At 57.8% G+C, this 15,423-nt stretch carries 14 protein-coding genes; 8 read left to right on the top strand and 6 right to left on the bottom strand.

Features of this window, described 5'->3' with window-relative positions; genetic code table 11:
- Positions 1-24 precede the first annotated feature (24 nt).
- From AC3B8H_RS03715 to flgL, 4 genes are read left to right on the top strand one after another with little or no spacing between them, the layout of a single operon-like run.
- Complete coding sequence (locus AC3B8H_RS03715) at positions 25-1,122, top strand: flagellar basal body P-ring protein FlgI (protein WP_488440274.1); 1,098 nt, start codon at positions 25-27, stop codon at positions 1,120-1,122.
- 25 nt (positions 1,123-1,147) lie between these two features.
- Positions 1,148-2,185 carry a flagellar assembly peptidoglycan hydrolase FlgJ gene (flgJ, locus tag AC3B8H_RS03720; protein WP_488440275.1) on the top strand — a complete coding sequence of 346 codons (1,038 nt, stop codon included), beginning with the start codon at positions 1,148-1,150 and terminating at the stop codon, positions 2,183-2,185.
- Positions 2,186-2,194: 9 nt separating this feature from the next.
- Positions 2,195-3,862 carry a flagellar hook-associated protein FlgK gene (gene flgK / locus AC3B8H_RS03725; protein ID WP_488440276.1) on the top strand — a complete coding sequence of 556 codons (1,668 nt, stop codon included), beginning with the start codon at positions 2,195-2,197 and terminating at the stop codon, positions 3,860-3,862.
- 10 nt (positions 3,863-3,872) lie between these two features.
- Positions 3,873-4,778 carry a flagellar hook-associated protein FlgL gene (gene flgL, locus AC3B8H_RS03730; RefSeq protein ID WP_488440277.1) on the top strand — a complete coding sequence of 302 codons (906 nt, stop codon included), beginning with the start codon at positions 3,873-3,875 and terminating at the stop codon, positions 4,776-4,778.
- A 93-nt stretch (positions 4,779-4,871) separates the two neighbouring features.
- On the opposite strand, the gene mltB is transcribed toward flgL, so the two are convergent.
- The 6 genes from mltB to AC3B8H_RS03760 form a co-directional block, all read right to left on the bottom strand.
- On the bottom strand, positions 4,872-5,843 hold the full coding sequence (gene mltB / locus AC3B8H_RS03735; protein WP_488440278.1) for a lytic murein transglycosylase B: 972 nt from the start codon (positions 5,841-5,843) through the stop codon (positions 4,872-4,874).
- A 78-nt stretch (positions 5,844-5,921) separates the two neighbouring features.
- Positions 5,922-7,052: a rod shape-determining protein RodA gene (gene rodA, locus AC3B8H_RS03740; protein WP_488440279.1), complete on the bottom strand. Its 1,131-nt coding sequence runs from the start codon at positions 7,050-7,052 to the stop codon at positions 5,922-5,924.
- Positions 7,049-8,899, bottom strand: a complete 1,851-nt coding sequence (gene mrdA, locus AC3B8H_RS03745; RefSeq protein WP_488440280.1) for a penicillin-binding protein 2 — start codon at positions 8,897-8,899, stop codon at positions 7,049-7,051. Before mrdA ends, rodA begins: the two co-directional genes overlap by 4 nt.
- A gap of 6 nt (positions 8,900-8,905) precedes the next feature.
- Complete coding sequence (mreD, locus tag AC3B8H_RS03750) at positions 8,906-9,394, bottom strand: rod shape-determining protein MreD (RefSeq protein ID WP_488440281.1); 489 nt, start codon at positions 9,392-9,394, stop codon at positions 8,906-8,908.
- The gene (mreC, locus tag AC3B8H_RS03755) at positions 9,381-10,298 is read right to left on the bottom strand and encodes a rod shape-determining protein MreC (RefSeq protein ID WP_488440286.1); all 918 of its coding nucleotides are present in this window, start codon (positions 10,296-10,298) and stop codon (positions 9,381-9,383) included. The genes mreD and mreC overlap by 14 nt, the downstream gene beginning before the upstream one ends.
- Before the next feature lie 173 nt (positions 10,299-10,471).
- Positions 10,472-11,515: a rod shape-determining protein gene (locus tag AC3B8H_RS03760; RefSeq protein ID WP_064023926.1), complete on the bottom strand. Its 1,044-nt coding sequence runs from the start codon at positions 11,513-11,515 to the stop codon at positions 10,472-10,474.
- A gap of 111 nt (positions 11,516-11,626) precedes the next feature.
- Here AC3B8H_RS03760 and gatC point away from each other — a divergent pair, with 111 nt between their 5' ends.
- The 4 genes from gatC to gatB all read left to right on the top strand — a co-directional run.
- Entirely contained in the window at positions 11,627-11,914 is a 288-nt protein-coding gene (gatC, locus tag AC3B8H_RS03765) for an Asp-tRNA(Asn)/Glu-tRNA(Gln) amidotransferase subunit GatC (RefSeq protein ID WP_488440282.1), read from the top strand.
- 9 nt (positions 11,915-11,923) lie between these two features.
- Positions 11,924-13,375, top strand: coding sequence for an Asp-tRNA(Asn)/Glu-tRNA(Gln) amidotransferase subunit GatA (gatA, locus tag AC3B8H_RS03770; RefSeq protein ID WP_488440283.1), 1,452 nt, complete (start codon positions 11,924-11,926; stop codon positions 13,373-13,375).
- A 13-nt stretch (positions 13,376-13,388) separates the two neighbouring features.
- A complete protein-coding gene (locus tag AC3B8H_RS03775; protein WP_488440284.1) occupies positions 13,389-13,991 on the top strand; it encodes a Uma2 family endonuclease in 603 nt (200 codons plus the stop codon).
- Between the two features lie 19 nt (positions 13,992-14,010).
- A partial coding sequence (gene gatB, locus AC3B8H_RS03780) for an Asp-tRNA(Asn)/Glu-tRNA(Gln) amidotransferase subunit GatB (RefSeq protein ID WP_488440285.1) occupies positions 14,011-15,423 on the top strand: 1,413 nt, incomplete at its 3' end.

The following is a 15,423-nucleotide window of genomic DNA, read 5'->3' on the forward strand; positions in this document are numbered from 1 at the left end:
CGGCGCTCTTTTGAGGACACCATCATGCACAAAACCACTTTTTTCGTCATCGCCGTTTGGCTACTGAGCTGCGGCAGTGCCCATGCCGAACGCATCAAGGATTTGGCGTCGGTGGCCGGCGTACGCTCCAACCAGTTGGTCGGCTACGGATTGGTGACCGGTTTGGATAAGTCGGGCGACAAATCGTCCAAGTTCGCGCCGCAAACCCTGCGCAATATGATGGGCCAACTCGGCCTGACCTTGCCGGCCGGCACCGATCCGAAAGCCAAAAACACCGCCTTCGTCAGCATCCACGCCGAACTGCCGGCCTTCGCCAAGCCCGGCCAAAAAATCGACGTCACCGTGTCGTCAATCGGCGACGCCAAAAGCCTGCGCGGCGGCTCGTTGTTGATGAGCCCGCTGAAAGGCGCCGACGGCAAGGTTTACGCGATCGCCCAAGGCAATTTGGTGGTGGGCGGTTTGAGCGCCGGCGGCCAAGACGGCTCCAAAATCACCGTCAACAACCCGCTGGTTGGCCGGGTACCCAACGGCGCCACGGTCGAGCAAATCGTACCGACCTCGTTCGATCAAAGCGGCGATTTGGTCTTTAACCTAAACAACACCGATTTCACCACGGCCAATAACGTGGTGCAGGCGATTAACAAGGCCTTCGGCGCGGATACCGCCCGCGCGGTCGATGCCGGCTCGGTCAGCGTGCGGGCGCCGGTGGAGGCTTCGCAACGGGTCAGCTTCGTTTCAATGCTGGAAAACCTGGACGTAACGCCGGACGACGCGCCGGCCAAGGTCATCGTCAACTCCCGAACCGGCACCGTGATCATCAACAGCAAGGTCAGGGTGCAGCCGGCGGCGGTTTCGCACGGCAGTTTGACGGTGACGATCAACGAAAACCCGCAAGTCAGCCAGCCCAATCCGCTGTCGGGCGGCAGTACCGTGGTTACGCCGCAGTCGCAAGTGTCGGTCAAGGAGGACAAAAACCATATGTTCGTCTTCAGCCCCGGCGTTTCACTGGATGAGATTGTCCAGGCCGTCAACGGCGTCGGCGCCGGCCCCAGCGACTTGGTGGCGATTTTGGAAGCCCTGAAATCGGCGGGTGCGCTGCGGGCGGAATTGATCGTTATTTAAGTCTGACAGTATCTTGGAGGTTGCCATGTTAAACACGGATACCGCTTCGGTTTATACCGACTTCGCCGGACTGGCCAAATTAAAACAAGGCGCGCGCGAATCCTCGCCCGCCGCCATCAAGGAAGCCGCCAAGCAATTCGAGTCGCTGTTTCTGGGCATGGTGATGAAAAGCATGCGCGAAGCCAAGCTGGCCGAAGGCTTTGCCGACAGTCAACAAAGCAAGATGTATCAAGACATGTACGACCAGCAAATGGCGATGCATTTGTCCGGCAAACCCGGCGTCGGGCTGGCGGAAGTCATCGCCAAGCAGCTCAGTCCCAAGCAAGACCGGGAAGAAGACCAGCCAGGCCATGTGCTACAAGCCAGCGACTATTTGGATCGTGTCGCCGGCAGCGGTTCCGCCAACGGTAACCGCCAGCCGCCACGCGGCGGGCCAGCCGCGGCCAACGCGTTGGACAGCTCGGGGCTGAGCAGCCTCGAGCGCAGCTTGGCTCGGCTGGAGCGCGGCCAATCCCACATCGCCGGACACTGGCGCGAACTGGAGGCGGCGGTGTCCGACGCGGCCGACGATGGCGCCACGCCGGCCCAACAAACCTTTTTCAACGAATTGATGCCGCACGCCCGGCAAGCCGCGCAAAGCCTGGGCGTCGACGCCAAACTGCTGCTGGCCCAAGCCGCGCTGGAAACCGGCTGGGGGCAGGCGATGGTCAAAAACGGCGGCGGCGAGAACAGCTACAACCTGTTCAACATCAAAGCCGACAAAGCCTGGCAGGGTAAGGAGGCCAAAGCGCTGACGCTGGAGTTCGACAGCGGCGTTGCCAAAAAACAGATGGCCGGCTTCCGCGCCTACGACTCGTATCAAGATAGCTTTAACGATTACGTGGACTTCATCAAGTCCAACCCGCGTTATGAACAGGCTTTGAAAAACGCCGAGAACCCGGCGCGATACATCCAGTCCCTGCAAAAAGCCGGCTATGCCACCGACCCCAAATACGCGGAAAAAGTCATGTCGATTTATCGCAGCCACGCCGGCGAAAGCCCGGCGAGCGACACCACCGGATAGGAGGCCACCATGGGCTTGGGCATATTGGATACCGCATTATCCGGACTGACGGCGTTTCAGCGTTCTCTGGAAACCACCAGCAACAACATCGCCAACGTCAGCACCGAGGGTTACAGCCGCCAGCGCGTCGAAACCGCCACCCGCCGCGAGCAATATAGCGGCTCGGGCTACGTCGGCAGCGGCGTCAGCGTCGTCAACATCACCCGCAGTTACGATCAGTTTATTACCGGCCAAGTCCGTTCCAGTACCTCGGCCTACCATGACGTCGATAGCTTTTATACCTTGTCCAGCCAGATCGACAACATTACCGCCGACGATACCACCGGTCTGGCACCGGCGATGAAGTCGTTCTTCGACGCGGTCGACACCGTCGCCAACGATCCGACCTCGATCCCGGCCCGCCAGACCTTGCTAACTCAGGCCAGTTCGTTGACCCAACAGTTCAACACCTTGAATACCCGCTTCGGCGAATTGCGCAACCAGGTCAATACCAACCTGGAGACCGATCTCACCGAGATTAACGGTTATGCCAAGGCCTTGGCCGATCTCAACGTCAAAATCGTCGCCGACATCGGCCGCGCCTCCGGCCGGGAAATGCCCAACGACTTGCTGGACCAACGCGATTTGTTACTCAACAAAATCGCCGAAAAAGTCGACGTCAATTTCACCAGTCAAACCGACGGCTCGATCAATGTTTTCATCGGCAACGGTCAACCGCTGGTCTTGGGGAATTCCGCCTCGCAGCTCAGTTTGCAGTCCTCCGCCACCGATTCGACCCACAAGGAAATTCTATTGAACGGCCAGGATATTTCCGGTTTGATTTCCGGCGGCGAGCTGTACGGCAATTTGCGCTTCCGCGACCAAGTGCTGGACCCGGCCCAAAAACAACTCGGCACACTGGCAATGGGCCTGGCAACCGAGTTCAACAGCACTCATCAGGCCGGTTTTGATTTGAACGGCGACCCAGGACTGGCATTTTTCGACCTCGGTTCACCGGTGGTTCAGGTCACGCCGCACGCCGCCGACGATAACTTGCTGGCCAGCGCCAGCTTCGTCGCGCCCAGTTCCTCCGCCAACCTGGATACCGGTTACCGGATCAGTGTCACCGGCACCAGCCCCAACGCCTACACGCTAACCAATCTGAGCAGCAACACCAGCCAGACCGGCTTGGACGACACCACGCTTGCCACTGCCGCCGCGGCCTTGGGCTTCAGCATCACGTTCAGCGGCGGCTCGCTGACCAGCGGCGACAGCTTCGATGTCAGCCCAAGTTTTAACGCCGCCGGCACCTTGAAATTGAACAGCGCGATCACCAACCCAAAACAAATCGCGGCCGCCAGTAGTGCCGCCGGCGTACCGGGCGACAACCGTAACGCGCTGGCTCTGGCCGGTCTGGAGACGAAAACCTTGATGCAAAACGGCAAGGCCAGTTTCACCCAGGTCTACAGCCAGTTGGTGGCCGATGTCGGCTCGCAAACGCACGCGGCTTCGGTTAACCGGACCGCGCAGGACACCTTGTTGAAACAAGCCACCAGCGCCAAGGAAACCGTCTCCGGCGTCAATCTCGACGAAGAAGCCGCCAACCTGATCAAGTTTCAAAACGCCTACGCCGCCGCCGCCAAGGCCGTGTCGGTGGCTAATACCCTATTCGACGCCCTGATCGGCTCGATCCGTTAGGAGCAGTGCCATGCGAATTTCCACCACCTGGAATCACCAACTCGGCGTCAACGCCATGTTGGAGCAACAATCCAAACTCAGCGACACTCAGCTCAAATTGTCGTCCGGCAAGAAGTATCTTTCGCCGTCCGAAAGCGCGCCGGCCGCGGTGTCGTTGATCAATCTGGAACAAAACATCAAGGAGAACCAACAGTTTCAGACCAACATCGGCGCGGCCCGGCAACGCTTGGAACTGCAGGAGTCCAGCCTGGAAAACGCGACCAACGTGTTGCAACGCATCCGCGAATTGGCGGTGCAAGGCATGAACGACAGTAATACCGTTACCAATCGCCAAGAAATCGCCGCCGAAATCGACGAGCTCAACAAACAATTGCTCGGCATGGCGAATACCAAAAACGCCAACGGCGAGTATCTGTTTGCAGGTTACAAGAGCGACACGATTCCCTACTTGGACACGCCGGCCTTTGCTTATCAGGGCGACACCAATCAGCGCAGTATTGCGATAGGGCCAAATCGCACCATAACGGACGGCGACGCCGGCGAAGCGGTATTCGGCACCATCGCACCTGCGGTAACGGTAGGCAGCATAGACAGTGTGTTCCAAGCCATCAAACAAGTATCCCAAGACCTAAAAGCCAATACCCCGAACAGTGGCTCGCTGGACGACATCGATAGAGCCATGGTCCGCTTCGAAACCACCCGTGCCTCGACCGGCGCCCGCCTGCACGCGTTGGACGATCAGGAAAACCTGAATACCGACTACATCCTGGCCAACAAAACCACCGCTTCGGCGATAGGCGACCTGGATTACGCCGACGCCTTGAGCAAATTCAGTCTGCAACAAACCTCGCTGCAAGCCGCGCAAGCCGCGTTTACCAAGGTGCAAAACCTGTCGTTGTTCAATTACATTTCGTAACGAAGCACAGCTGATTGCTAACCGCCGATTGGCGCTCGGCTGTTTGCTCGCGAACGAGAGCGTAGCGACCGGAACCCAGGTCTTATCGGCGGTTTAAATCTTACGTGCCGCGATCGCTTGGCTAAGCTGGTAAACCGCCATCGCGTAAAGCGGGCTGTGGTTGTAGCGAGTGATGACGTAGAAATTGTGCAAGCCTATCCACAAGTCTTCGCCGTTCTGCTGTTGATAGGCAAGCAGCTTAACCGCCTCGCCGGCGGGTAAACCGGCCGGTAACTCGACCCCCAGCTTGCGCAGGTCGGCCGCGCTGGTATCGGGCTTGACACCCTTGATCAAGGCCTTTTTATACACCTCCCCCTCGGCGTTGACCGGATACGCGATTTGAGCACCGGGTTTCCATTGGTTGTGGGCAAAATAATTCGCGACGCTAGCGATCGCATCAGCCGGATTCGTCCAGATATTGCGTTTGCCGTCGCCATCGAGATCCTTGGCATAACTTCGAAAACTACTCGGCATGAACTGCGGCAAGCCCATCGCGCCGGCATAGGAACCCATCGGCTGCAAAGGGTCCATGCCCTCCTCGCGCGCCAAAACCAAAAACTGCTCCAACTCCTTCAGAAAGAATTCGCTACGCGGCGGATAGGCGAAACCCAGCGTCGCCAACGCATCGATCACCCGGTATTTGCCGGTATGCGCGCCGTACTTGGTTTCGACGCCGATGATCGCGACAATGATTTCCGCCGGCACGCCATATTCGTGTTCGGCCTGGCGCAACGCGGCGTCGTTATCCTTCCAAAACTGCGCGCCGCCGGCGATGCGCGCCTCGGTCATGAAAATTTCGCGGTATTGAAACCAAGGCTTGCCCTCGGCCGGCTTGGACATCGCATCGAGTATCGGCTGCTGGATGTTCACCGCCTTGAACAAGGCTCGCAGTTCCGCTTCGTTGAAACGGTGCTGCTTGACCATTTGCTTGATGAAGCCGTTGAAGGAATCGGTGGCGGCGACTTCGGCGGCGGCCTGGCCGACGGCGAACAATAACAACAACATAAGCGCGAATTTAAGCTTCATAAACGGATAACCAAAAAAGAGAGTCGGGAAATATTACGCGGTAATTCCAGATTTAGCCCTGGGCGTATCGCGATCGCGTCAAACCGGCAACAACTTGCGGTGGGTGTGTATCGACATCAAAATGCCGAAGCCGGCCATCAGCGTCACCATCGAAGTGCCGCCATAACTGACCAACGGCAGCGGTACCCCAACCACCGGCAACACGCCGATCACCATGCCGATGTTGACGAACACGTAGACGAAAAACGTAAACGACAAACTGCCGGCCAGCAACCGGGAATAGGTGTCCTGAGCTTGCACGGCTATATAAAAGCAGCGGCTGATCACCAGTAGATACAGCAGCAGCAAGCCGACGCAGCCAAACAGACCGAACTCTTCGGCAAATACCGCGAAAATAAAGTCGGTGGAGCTTTCCGGTAGAAAGTCCAGCTCGGCCTGGCTACTGCCCAACCAGCCCTTGCCGTCCACGCCGCCGGAACCGATCGCGATTTTGGATTGAATGATGTGGTAGCCGGCCCCCATCGGGTCGGCCTCGGGATTGATAAAGGTCAATACCCGACTGCGCTGGTATTCGCGCATGAAGTGCCACATGACCGGCGTCAGCGCGCCCAGCACCGCCACCGCCCCCAGCATCACCCACCAGGACAGGCCGGCGAAGAATAACACCGCCGCCCCAGAACTGGCGACCAGTAGCGCCGTCCCCAAATCGGGCTGCTTGGCGATCAACAGCACCGGCACCAATAACAATATCCCGGCCGCCAATAAATGTTTGGGTTTGGGCGGCAAGGCGTGTTCGGACAAATACCACGCCACCATCATCGGCGCGCTGATCTTGGTGAACTCCGACGGCTGGAAGCGGAAAAAGCCCAAGTCCAGCCAGCGCTGAGCGCCCATGCTGATCTGACCGATCACCGCTACCGCCAGCAACAGCAGTACGCATACCGAAAACAATGCGACCGAGAAAGTCTGAAATTGGCGGGGGTTGATGTGGGCCAGCACGGTCATCAGCACGATGGCCAAGCCCATCCGGCTGGCGTGGCGTACCAACATGGCCATTTCCTGACCGCCGGCGCTATACAAAATCACGAAGCTGAGCGCCAGAATCAGCAGCAACCCGATGAACAATGGAATGTCGATATGCAGTTTGCGCAACAGGTTACCCAGCAACGACGGCGCTTGAAATTGTTCGTTGCGCATTTCGTGTCTCATGGCTGGCCCTCCTTTTTCTGATTCAGATACGCATCGATAATTTCACCGGCAATCGGAGCCGCCACCGAGCCGCCGTGGCCACCGTGCTCGGCGATCACCGCGACGGCGATCTGAGGATCGTGTACCGGCGCGAACGCGATGAACAATGCGTGGTCGCGCATTTTGAAGTCGATCGCGTCCTCGTTGTATTTTTCTTCCTGCTTGACGGTAAACACCTGGGCAGTCCCGGTCTTGCCGGCGATCTGATAATTGATGGCCTTGGCCAACCGGCCGGCGGTGCCGCGCGCGCCGTGCACCACGTTGGTCATGGCCCGGATGACGTTCTCGACGTTTTGCGGCTTCAGCGGAATGATCTCGTCGGCCTTGCCTTCGATCAGGTCGGCATAATCGGCACTGATGATGCTATGCACCAAATGCGGCGTAATCACCTTACCGCCGTTGGCCAACGTCGCGGTGGCGTGCGCCAATTGCAAGGGCGTCACCTGGGTATAGCCCTGGCCGATCCCGGTAATCAGGGTCTCGCCCGGAAACCAGGCCTGATTGCGGTAGTGGCGTTTCCAGGACTTAGACGGCATCAGACCGTCGATTTCGCCGACCAGGTCGATACCGGTCTTGCGGCCGAAACCGAATTTGTCCATGAACTCGTGCATCTTGTCGATACCCAACGCCAGCGCCAGATCGTAAAAATACACGTCGCAGGATTGGGTGATCGCTTCGTTCATATCGACCATGCCGTGTCCCCACTTCTTCCAGTCACGGTATTTATGATCGACGTTGGGCAGCTTGTAGTAGCCTGGACAAAACAGCCGATGGCCGAAATCGATGACGCCGTACTCCAGCCCGGCCAAGCCCAAAAACGGCTTGACCGTCGACCCTGGCGGGTACAAGCCGCGCAGCGCTCGGTTGTACAACGGCTGGTCCGGCGACTCCTGCAAAGCCTTGTAATCCTTGCCGGAAATGCCGGAAACGAAGGGGTTGGGATCGAAACCCGGCCGGCTGACAAAGGCCAGCACCGCACCGGTTTTGACTTCTATCGCCACCGCCGCGCCGTTGAACTCGACCAATGCGTCGTAGGCAATCTTTTGTAGGTCTATATCCAGCGTCAGATAGATATTCGACCCGGCCACCGGCTCGACGGTGGCAACGGTATTGACCGCCCTGGCCTGAGCGTTGGTTTCGATTTCCTCGTAGCCGGCGGTGCCAAGCAAATGTTCCTCATAGGTTTTCTCGATGCCGGTCTTGCCGATGTGGTCGGTCCCGCGGTACTTGGCCGAAGGCAGCGTCTTCAGCTCCTGTTCGTTGATCCGCCCAACATAACCGACCACGTGCGAAGTCAAATCGCCGTAGGGGTAGTGCCGTACCAAGCGGGCATAAACGTCGACGCCGGGGAAATACGGTCGAACCACGGCAAACTTGGCGACGTCCTCGTCGGTCAGATTTTGCAGCAAGGCCGTACTGGTGAACGATTTGTTGCGCTTGCGAAGTTTTTGAAACGCCTCGATTTTTTCGTCGGGAATGCTCAGCAGTTGCTGTAAACGCTTCAACGTGTCGTCAAGGTTGCCAATCTGCTCGGGTATCAGCTCCAGGCTGTAAGTCGGCACGTTTTCGGCCAACATCCGACCCTTGCGATCATAAATGACGCCGCGCGTCGGCGGCAGCGGCGCGATCTTGATGCGGTTGTCCTTGGACAGCATCGCGTAATGCTCGTGGCCGACCACTTGCAGGTAGACCAAGCGCACCACCAAGCCGATCATCAACACGATAATCAGGATGAAGGCCGTGACGATACGACTTAGAAACAGGCGGCTTTCCGCCAGCGGGTCCTTGATCGCGAATTTTCTGTCCATCACCGGTCAGTCGAGACGCGCCATGACCCGGATAAAGCGCAGCAGGTAGAACACCGGCGGCCAAACCAGCGCCCCGCTCAGCGCCGGATACCAAAACGACAACGGCAGGCGGTTACCGGCTTTGATGCTCTCGATCGCGAAGATCACGCTTTGCGCACCGAGCAGGCAAAACAGCACGAACAGGCATTGCTGAACCATCGGAAACTGGCGCAGCCGCCGGTGCTCGTTGATGCTGAAATAGCATATCAACGGATATATCAACGCGTACTGCCCTAGCAAGCGCCCGGTCAATACATCGGTGAACAGCCCTATCCACCAGGCGCTGAATACGCCGAAGCGTTCCGGCAGCGCGACCGACCAATAGATCAATACCAACACCACCCAATCCGGATTGAACACTTCCATACCCGGAAACAACCCCATCACCCGCAACACCATCGCGCCGGCCACCGTGACAAGGAAATAAACCAAGGCCAGCAGATTATGGCCCGACATGTTTGGCATCCTTCTGTTTCCCGGCCACCGGCGCCGCTGGCTCGGCCGCATCCGGCTTAACCGGCTCGCCGAGCACCACCGGCGTCGAATCGCTCCAGACGATCAAAAACTCCCGGCTCTTATCCAGTTCGGCCTTCGGCGTGGCGTAAATATTGGCGAACGATTTATCCGGTCTGGCCTCGAATTTATCGACCACCGCGACCGGATAACCGGCGGGAAACACGCCGCCCAAACCGGACGTGACCAGCAGATCGCCCGGCACGATGTCGGCGTTGTTAGCTAAAAACGGCAGATGAAGCCGGTTGGGTTGCCCGGTGCCGAAGGCGATCGTCCGCAAGCCATTGCGATTGACCTGTACCGGGATCGCATGATCGGGATCGGTGATCAACATCACTTCCGAGCTGGACGGCATCGTGCGGACTACCTGGCCGACGATACCGCTGGCATCCAGCACCGGTTGCTCGGGATGAACGCCGAAACGGGAGCCTTTATTGACGACGACGGTATGCTCGTAGGGCGCTAGTTTGACCGAGACCAATTCCGCCACTAACACCTGCTCGCCGAGTTGAAACGAATTTTCCAGCAGCATGCGCAACCGGGTATTTTCCTTTTCCAAGGCCGCCAGCTTCAACAACTTCGCGTCGTTGACGAACTGTTGCTCTTTCAGCCGACGATTTTCTTTCTGCAGTTCGACATAGGAAATCACCGAATCGGACAAATCATGGTAGGCATCGATGGGCAAACTGGCCAGCATTTGCAAGGGATAGGTCGCCATCCCCAACAGCGAGCGCAGCATGTTCAGGCGTTGGCTGCGGTAATCGACCACCAACAGCGCAACCGAAAGCAATACCGCGACCAACAGACGGGTATTCAGCGAAGGGCCTTTGGCGAATAGCAGTTTTATGGCAAAACCTCTAGCGATTTTGAAACGGCAGTCCCGACGGTAAATTGAGGATTGCCGCGAGGGTCGCTCCAGCGGTCCGCAACCGCCGAACGGTACCCGCTAAAATAAAAAAGACGGCGGGAACCGACATCACCGGTTAACGCCGTCCCTCGAACAACCGGGTTCCGGTCAAATTATTCCAGCGAAAACGCCGAGGCGCCTCGCGCGTCCAGCATCTCCAGCACCATGCCGCCGCCACGGGCCACGCAGGTGAGCGGATCGTCGGCAATGTACACCGGCAGACCGGTTTCTTCCGAAATCAAACGGTCGATATCTTTCAACAGCGCACCGCCGCCGGTCAGCACGATGCCGCGACTGGCAACATCGGCGCCCAATTCCGGCGGCGTTTGTTCCAGCGCAACCTTGACGGCACTGACGATTCCGGACAAGGGCTCCTGCAAGGCTTCCAGAATTTCGTTGCTGTTCAGTGAAAAACTACGCGGCACGCCCTCGGCCAGATTGCGGCCGGTGACTTGCATCTCCCGCACTTCGCTACCGGGGTAAGCCGCGCCGATTTCGTGCTTGATCTTCTCGGCGGTGGCTTCACCGATCAACGTACCGTAGTTACGGCGCACGTAACTGATGATCGCGTCGTCGAAACGGTCGCCGCCGATCCGCACCGACGCGGAGTAAACGATGCCGTTCAGCGAAATGACCGCGACCTCGGAAGTACCGCCGCCAATGTCCAGCACCATCGAACCGTGCGCCGCATCGACCGGCAGGCCGGCCCCGACGGCCGCGGACATCGGCTCCTCGATCAAATACACTTCGCGGGCGCCGGCCATCGCCGCCGACTCGCGAATTGCCCGCCGCTCGACCTGGGTCGAGCCGCAAGGCACGCAGATCAGAATTCGCGGACTGGGACGCAACAATTTGTTTTCATGCACTTTTTTAATGAAAAACCGCAACATGCGTTCGGTCACGGCAAAGTCGGCGATCACGCCGTCTTTCAGCGGCCGGATCGCGGTGATGTTGCCGGGGGTGCGGCCCAGCATGTTTTTAGCGTCGGCACCGATCGCGGCGATGGTTTTTTGACCGCGGATCTTGTCCTCCTTGATCGCGACGACGGACGGCTCATTCAGTACGATTCCCTGGCCCGGAACATAGATCAGCGTATTTGCCGTTCCCAAGTCGATAGACAGATCGTTGGAAAAAAGGCCACGAATTCTTTTGAACATTAAACGGTATCCTAAATGCACACAGAAAATCCCGCTACTTTAACAATCAAGCGGGCGATAGGGCAAGATATAAAGTATCATAGATTTACCGATAAAACTTGGAGTTAGAAGATGTCGTTAACGGCTGATGACGTTAAAAAAATCGCCTATCTGGCACGTTTGGGAATCGAGGAATCGCAGGTCGAACATTACGCCAAGGACCTGTCCAACATGCTGGATTTAATGACCCGGATGGGACAAACCGAAACCACCGGCGTGGCGCCGATGGCGCACCCGCTCGACCAAACCCAACGCCTGCGCGCCGATACCGTCGTCGAGACCAACCAACGCGAGCATTTTCAAGCGATTGCCCCGCAAACCGAAGCCGGACTTTATCTGGTCCCGAAAGTCATCGAATAATTCCAAACCATGCACAAGCTATCGTTAACCGAATTAGCCGCCGGACTGCGCGGCAAGCAATTTTCCAGCACCGAATTGACCCAGGCCTTTTTGGCTCGCATCGCCCAACATACAGCCCTGAACGCCTTCGTGACGGTCAGCGCAGAACTGGCCTTGCGGCAGGCGGAAGCCGCCGACCAGCGCTTGTCCGCCGGCGCGCCGACGCCCCTAACCGGCATCCCGATCGCCCAAAAAGACATCTTTTGCACGCAAGGGGTTAAAACCAGTTGCGGCTCGAAAATGCTGGATAACTTCATCGCGCCTTACGACGCCACCGTGGTCGAACGCTTTAACGAAGCCGGCGCGGTGATGTTGGGCAAATTGAACATGGACGAATTCGCGATGGGCTCGTCCAATGAAACCAGTTATTACGGCCCGGCTCGCAATCCGTGGGATAGCGAACGGGTGCCGGGCGGTTCATCCGGCGGCTCGGCGGTCGCCGTGGCTGCAAGACTGGCGCCGGCGGTGACCGGCACCGACACCGGCGGCTCGATCCGCCAACCGGCGGCCTTGTGCGGCATCACCGGCCTGAAACCCACCTACGGTCGGGTTTCGCGCTACGGCATGATCGCCTACGCGTCCAGCCTGGATCAGGGCGGCCCGATGGCGCGTAGCGCCGAAGACGCGGCGCTGTTGCTGCAGGCGATGGCTGGTTTCGATGGCAGGGAGTCGACCAGCGTCGATCAGCCGGTACCGGATTACAGCGCCGGCCTGAACGACAGCCTGCAGGGCTTGAAAATCGGTCTGCCGAAACAATTCTTCAGCGCCGCGCTAGACAGTCAAATGGCTACGGCGATTCATACCGCCGTCGGCGAATACCAAAAACTCGGCGCGGAAATCATCGAAGTGGACATGCCGAATCTGGAGCTGGCGATTCCGGCCTACTACGTGATCGCCTCGGCCGAATGCTCGTCCAACCTGTCGCGTTACGACGGCGTGCGCTTCGGCTACCGCTGCCAAAATCCGGCCGACTTGACCGACCTCTACACCCGCTCGCGCGGCGAAGCCTTCGGCTCCGAAGTCAAACGCCGCATTCTGATGGGTACTTACGCGCTTTCGGCCGGTTATTACGACGCCTACTACCTGAAAGCTCAGCAAGTGCGCCGCTTGATCAGCGACGATTTCAAACGCGCTCTCGGCGAAGTCGACGTGTTGATGGGTCCGGTTACGCCGAGCACGGCGTTCAAAATCGGTTCAAAAACCGACGATCCGATTCAGATGTATCTGGAAGACATTTACACGATCGCAATCAATCTGGCCGGCCTACCGGCCCTATCGATTCCAGCCGGCTTCATCGGCGGACTGCCGGTTGGATTGCAGATCATCGGCAACTATTTCAGCGAAGCCAAATTACTCAACATCGGCCACCGCTACCAACAAGCCACCGATTGGCATTTGCAAGTTCCCAAGGGTTTTGAGTAACACGGGAGGCACCATGGCGCCTATCACGCAATTATCGCAACTGGATCCCGACGGCACCTACAGCTACGCCGATTATTTGACCTGGCAGCTCGAGGAATCGGTCGAACTGATCAAGGGCAAGATCATGGCGATGTCGCCGGCACCCAATGTCAAGCATCAAAGGATCGCGCTTAAATTACTGCGACCAATCGATAACTACTTCTTGCGCAAAAATTGTGAAATCTTTATCGCCCCTTTCGACGTCAAGCTTTACGACCGTCGCAAATCGCTACTGACTAATCGCGAAGCTTTTAGCGTTGTGCGGCCCGATCTTTGCGTGATCTGCGACCAGGATAAACTGACTGAGCAAGGTTGCGACGGGGCTCCGGATTGGATTATCGAGATTCTTTCCCCAGGCAACAGTCGCAGGGAAGTGCGCCTGAAATATGGCTTATACGAAGAAAGCGGTGTTATCGAATATTGGCTGGTCTTTCCGTACGAGCAAATTGTGCAACAGTTCGTGCTTGACGATAGCGGCAAATATCAACTGCGCGCCTTGTATCCCGGTAACGAAACCGCCACCCCACATTTATTCCCCGATCTGCAAATCGACCTGAACGACGTTTTTGCCGAATAAGTTTTAAAAGGAAAGCACCATGAGCTCACAATGGGAAGCCGTCATCGGCCTGGAAATCCATACCCAACTGTCTACTAAATCCAAAATTTTCTCCGGCGCCGCCACCGCTTACGGCGCCGAGCCCAACACCCAGGCCTGCGCGGTTGACTTGGGCTTGCCCGGCGTATTACCGGTGTTAAACGAAGACGCGGTACGCAAGGCCGTCACCTTCGGGCTGGCTATCGACGCCGACATCGCTCCACACTCAATCTTCGCCCGCAAAAACTACTTTTATCCGGACTTGCCGAAAGGCTACCAAATCAGCCAGTTCGAATTGCCGATCGTCGGCAACGGCCATCTGGATATTGAAGTTGACGGCGAAACCAAACGCATCGGCATCACCCGCGCCCATTTGGAAGAAGACGCCGGCAAATCCTTGCACGAAGATTTCCACGGCTTGACCGGCATCGACTTGAATCGGGCCGGCACGCCGCTTTTGGAAATCGTCTCCGAGCCCGACATGCGCTCGGCCAAGGAAGCAGTGGCCTACATGCGCAAATTGCACGAACTGGTGCGCTACCTGGAAATTTGCGACGGCAACATGCAGGAAGGCTCATTCCGCTGCGACGCCAACGTGTCGGTCCGCCCCAAAGGCCAAGCCGAATTCGGCACTAGAGCCGAAATAAAGAACATCAACTCCTTTAAATTCGTCGAAAAGGCCATCAATCACGAAATCGAGCGGCAAATCGACATTATCGAAGGTGGCGGCAAAGTCGTCCAGGAAACCCGCTTGTACGACGCCAACAAAGACGAAACCCGTTCCATGCGCAGCAAGGAAGAAGCCAACGACTACCGCTACTTCCCGGACCCGGACTTGCTGCCGGTCGTCGTCGAAGAAGCCTTGAAAGCTGAAATTCGCGCTACGCTGCCGGAGTTGCCGGACGCCAAAAAACGCCGTTTCGTCGAACAGTACGCGCTGGACGCGGAAAGCGCGGCCACGCTAACCGGTTCACGCGAATTGGCCGACTTTTACGAGACGCTCGCCGCCGAATCCGGCGAAGCCAAATTGGCCGCGAATTGGTTGACCGGCGACGTCCTCGGCGCATTGAACAAAGCCGGATTGGAAATCGGGGCCTGCCCTGTCAACGCCGAACGCTTGGCCGGCTTGCTCAAACGCATCGCCGACAACACGATTTCCGGCAAGACGGCGAAGCAGGTATTCGATAAATTGTGGAACGGTAGCGAATCGGCGGACGAAATCATCGAGAAGGAAGGCCTGAAACAAATCACCGACACCGGCGCCATCGAAGCAATTGTCGATAAGGTCATCGCCGCCAACCCCGGTCCGGTCGAACAATATCTGGGCGGCAAGGAAAAGGCTTTGATGTCGCTGGTGGGGCAAATCATGAAGGAAACCCAGGGCAAGGCCAACCCCGGCGAAGTCAACAAGATG

The organism is Methylomonas sp. BG-2, assembly GCF_057766305.1.

Coding starts and splice junctions, on each gene's coding strand:
- AC3B8H_RS03715 (WP_488440274.1), top strand. CDS start 25: ATGCACAAAACCACTTTTTTCGTCATCGCCGTTTGGCTACTGAGCTGC.
- flgJ (WP_488440275.1), top strand. CDS start 1,148: ATGTTAAACACGGATACCGCTTCGGTTTATACCGACTTCGCCGGACTG.
- flgK (WP_488440276.1), top strand. CDS start 2,195: ATGGGCTTGGGCATATTGGATACCGCATTATCCGGACTGACGGCGTTT.
- flgL (WP_488440277.1), top strand. CDS start 3,873: ATGCGAATTTCCACCACCTGGAATCACCAACTCGGCGTCAACGCCATG.
- mltB (WP_488440278.1), bottom strand. CDS start 5,843: ATGAAGCTTAAATTCGCGCTTATGTTGTTGTTATTGTTCGCCGTCGGC.
- rodA (WP_488440279.1), bottom strand. CDS start 7,052: ATGAGACACGAAATGCGCAACGAACAATTTCAAGCGCCGTCGTTGCTG.
- mrdA (WP_488440280.1), bottom strand. CDS start 8,899: ATGGACAGAAAATTCGCGATCAAGGACCCGCTGGCGGAAAGCCGCCTG.
- mreD (WP_488440281.1), bottom strand. CDS start 9,394: ATGTCGGGCCATAATCTGCTGGCCTTGGTTTATTTCCTTGTCACGGTG.
- AC3B8H_RS03760 (WP_064023926.1), bottom strand. CDS start 11,515: ATGTTCAAAAGAATTCGTGGCCTTTTTTCCAACGATCTGTCTATCGAC.
- gatC (WP_488440282.1), top strand. CDS start 11,627: ATGTCGTTAACGGCTGATGACGTTAAAAAAATCGCCTATCTGGCACGT.
- gatA (WP_488440283.1), top strand. CDS start 11,924: ATGCACAAGCTATCGTTAACCGAATTAGCCGCCGGACTGCGCGGCAAG.
- AC3B8H_RS03775 (WP_488440284.1), top strand. CDS start 13,389: ATGGCGCCTATCACGCAATTATCGCAACTGGATCCCGACGGCACCTAC.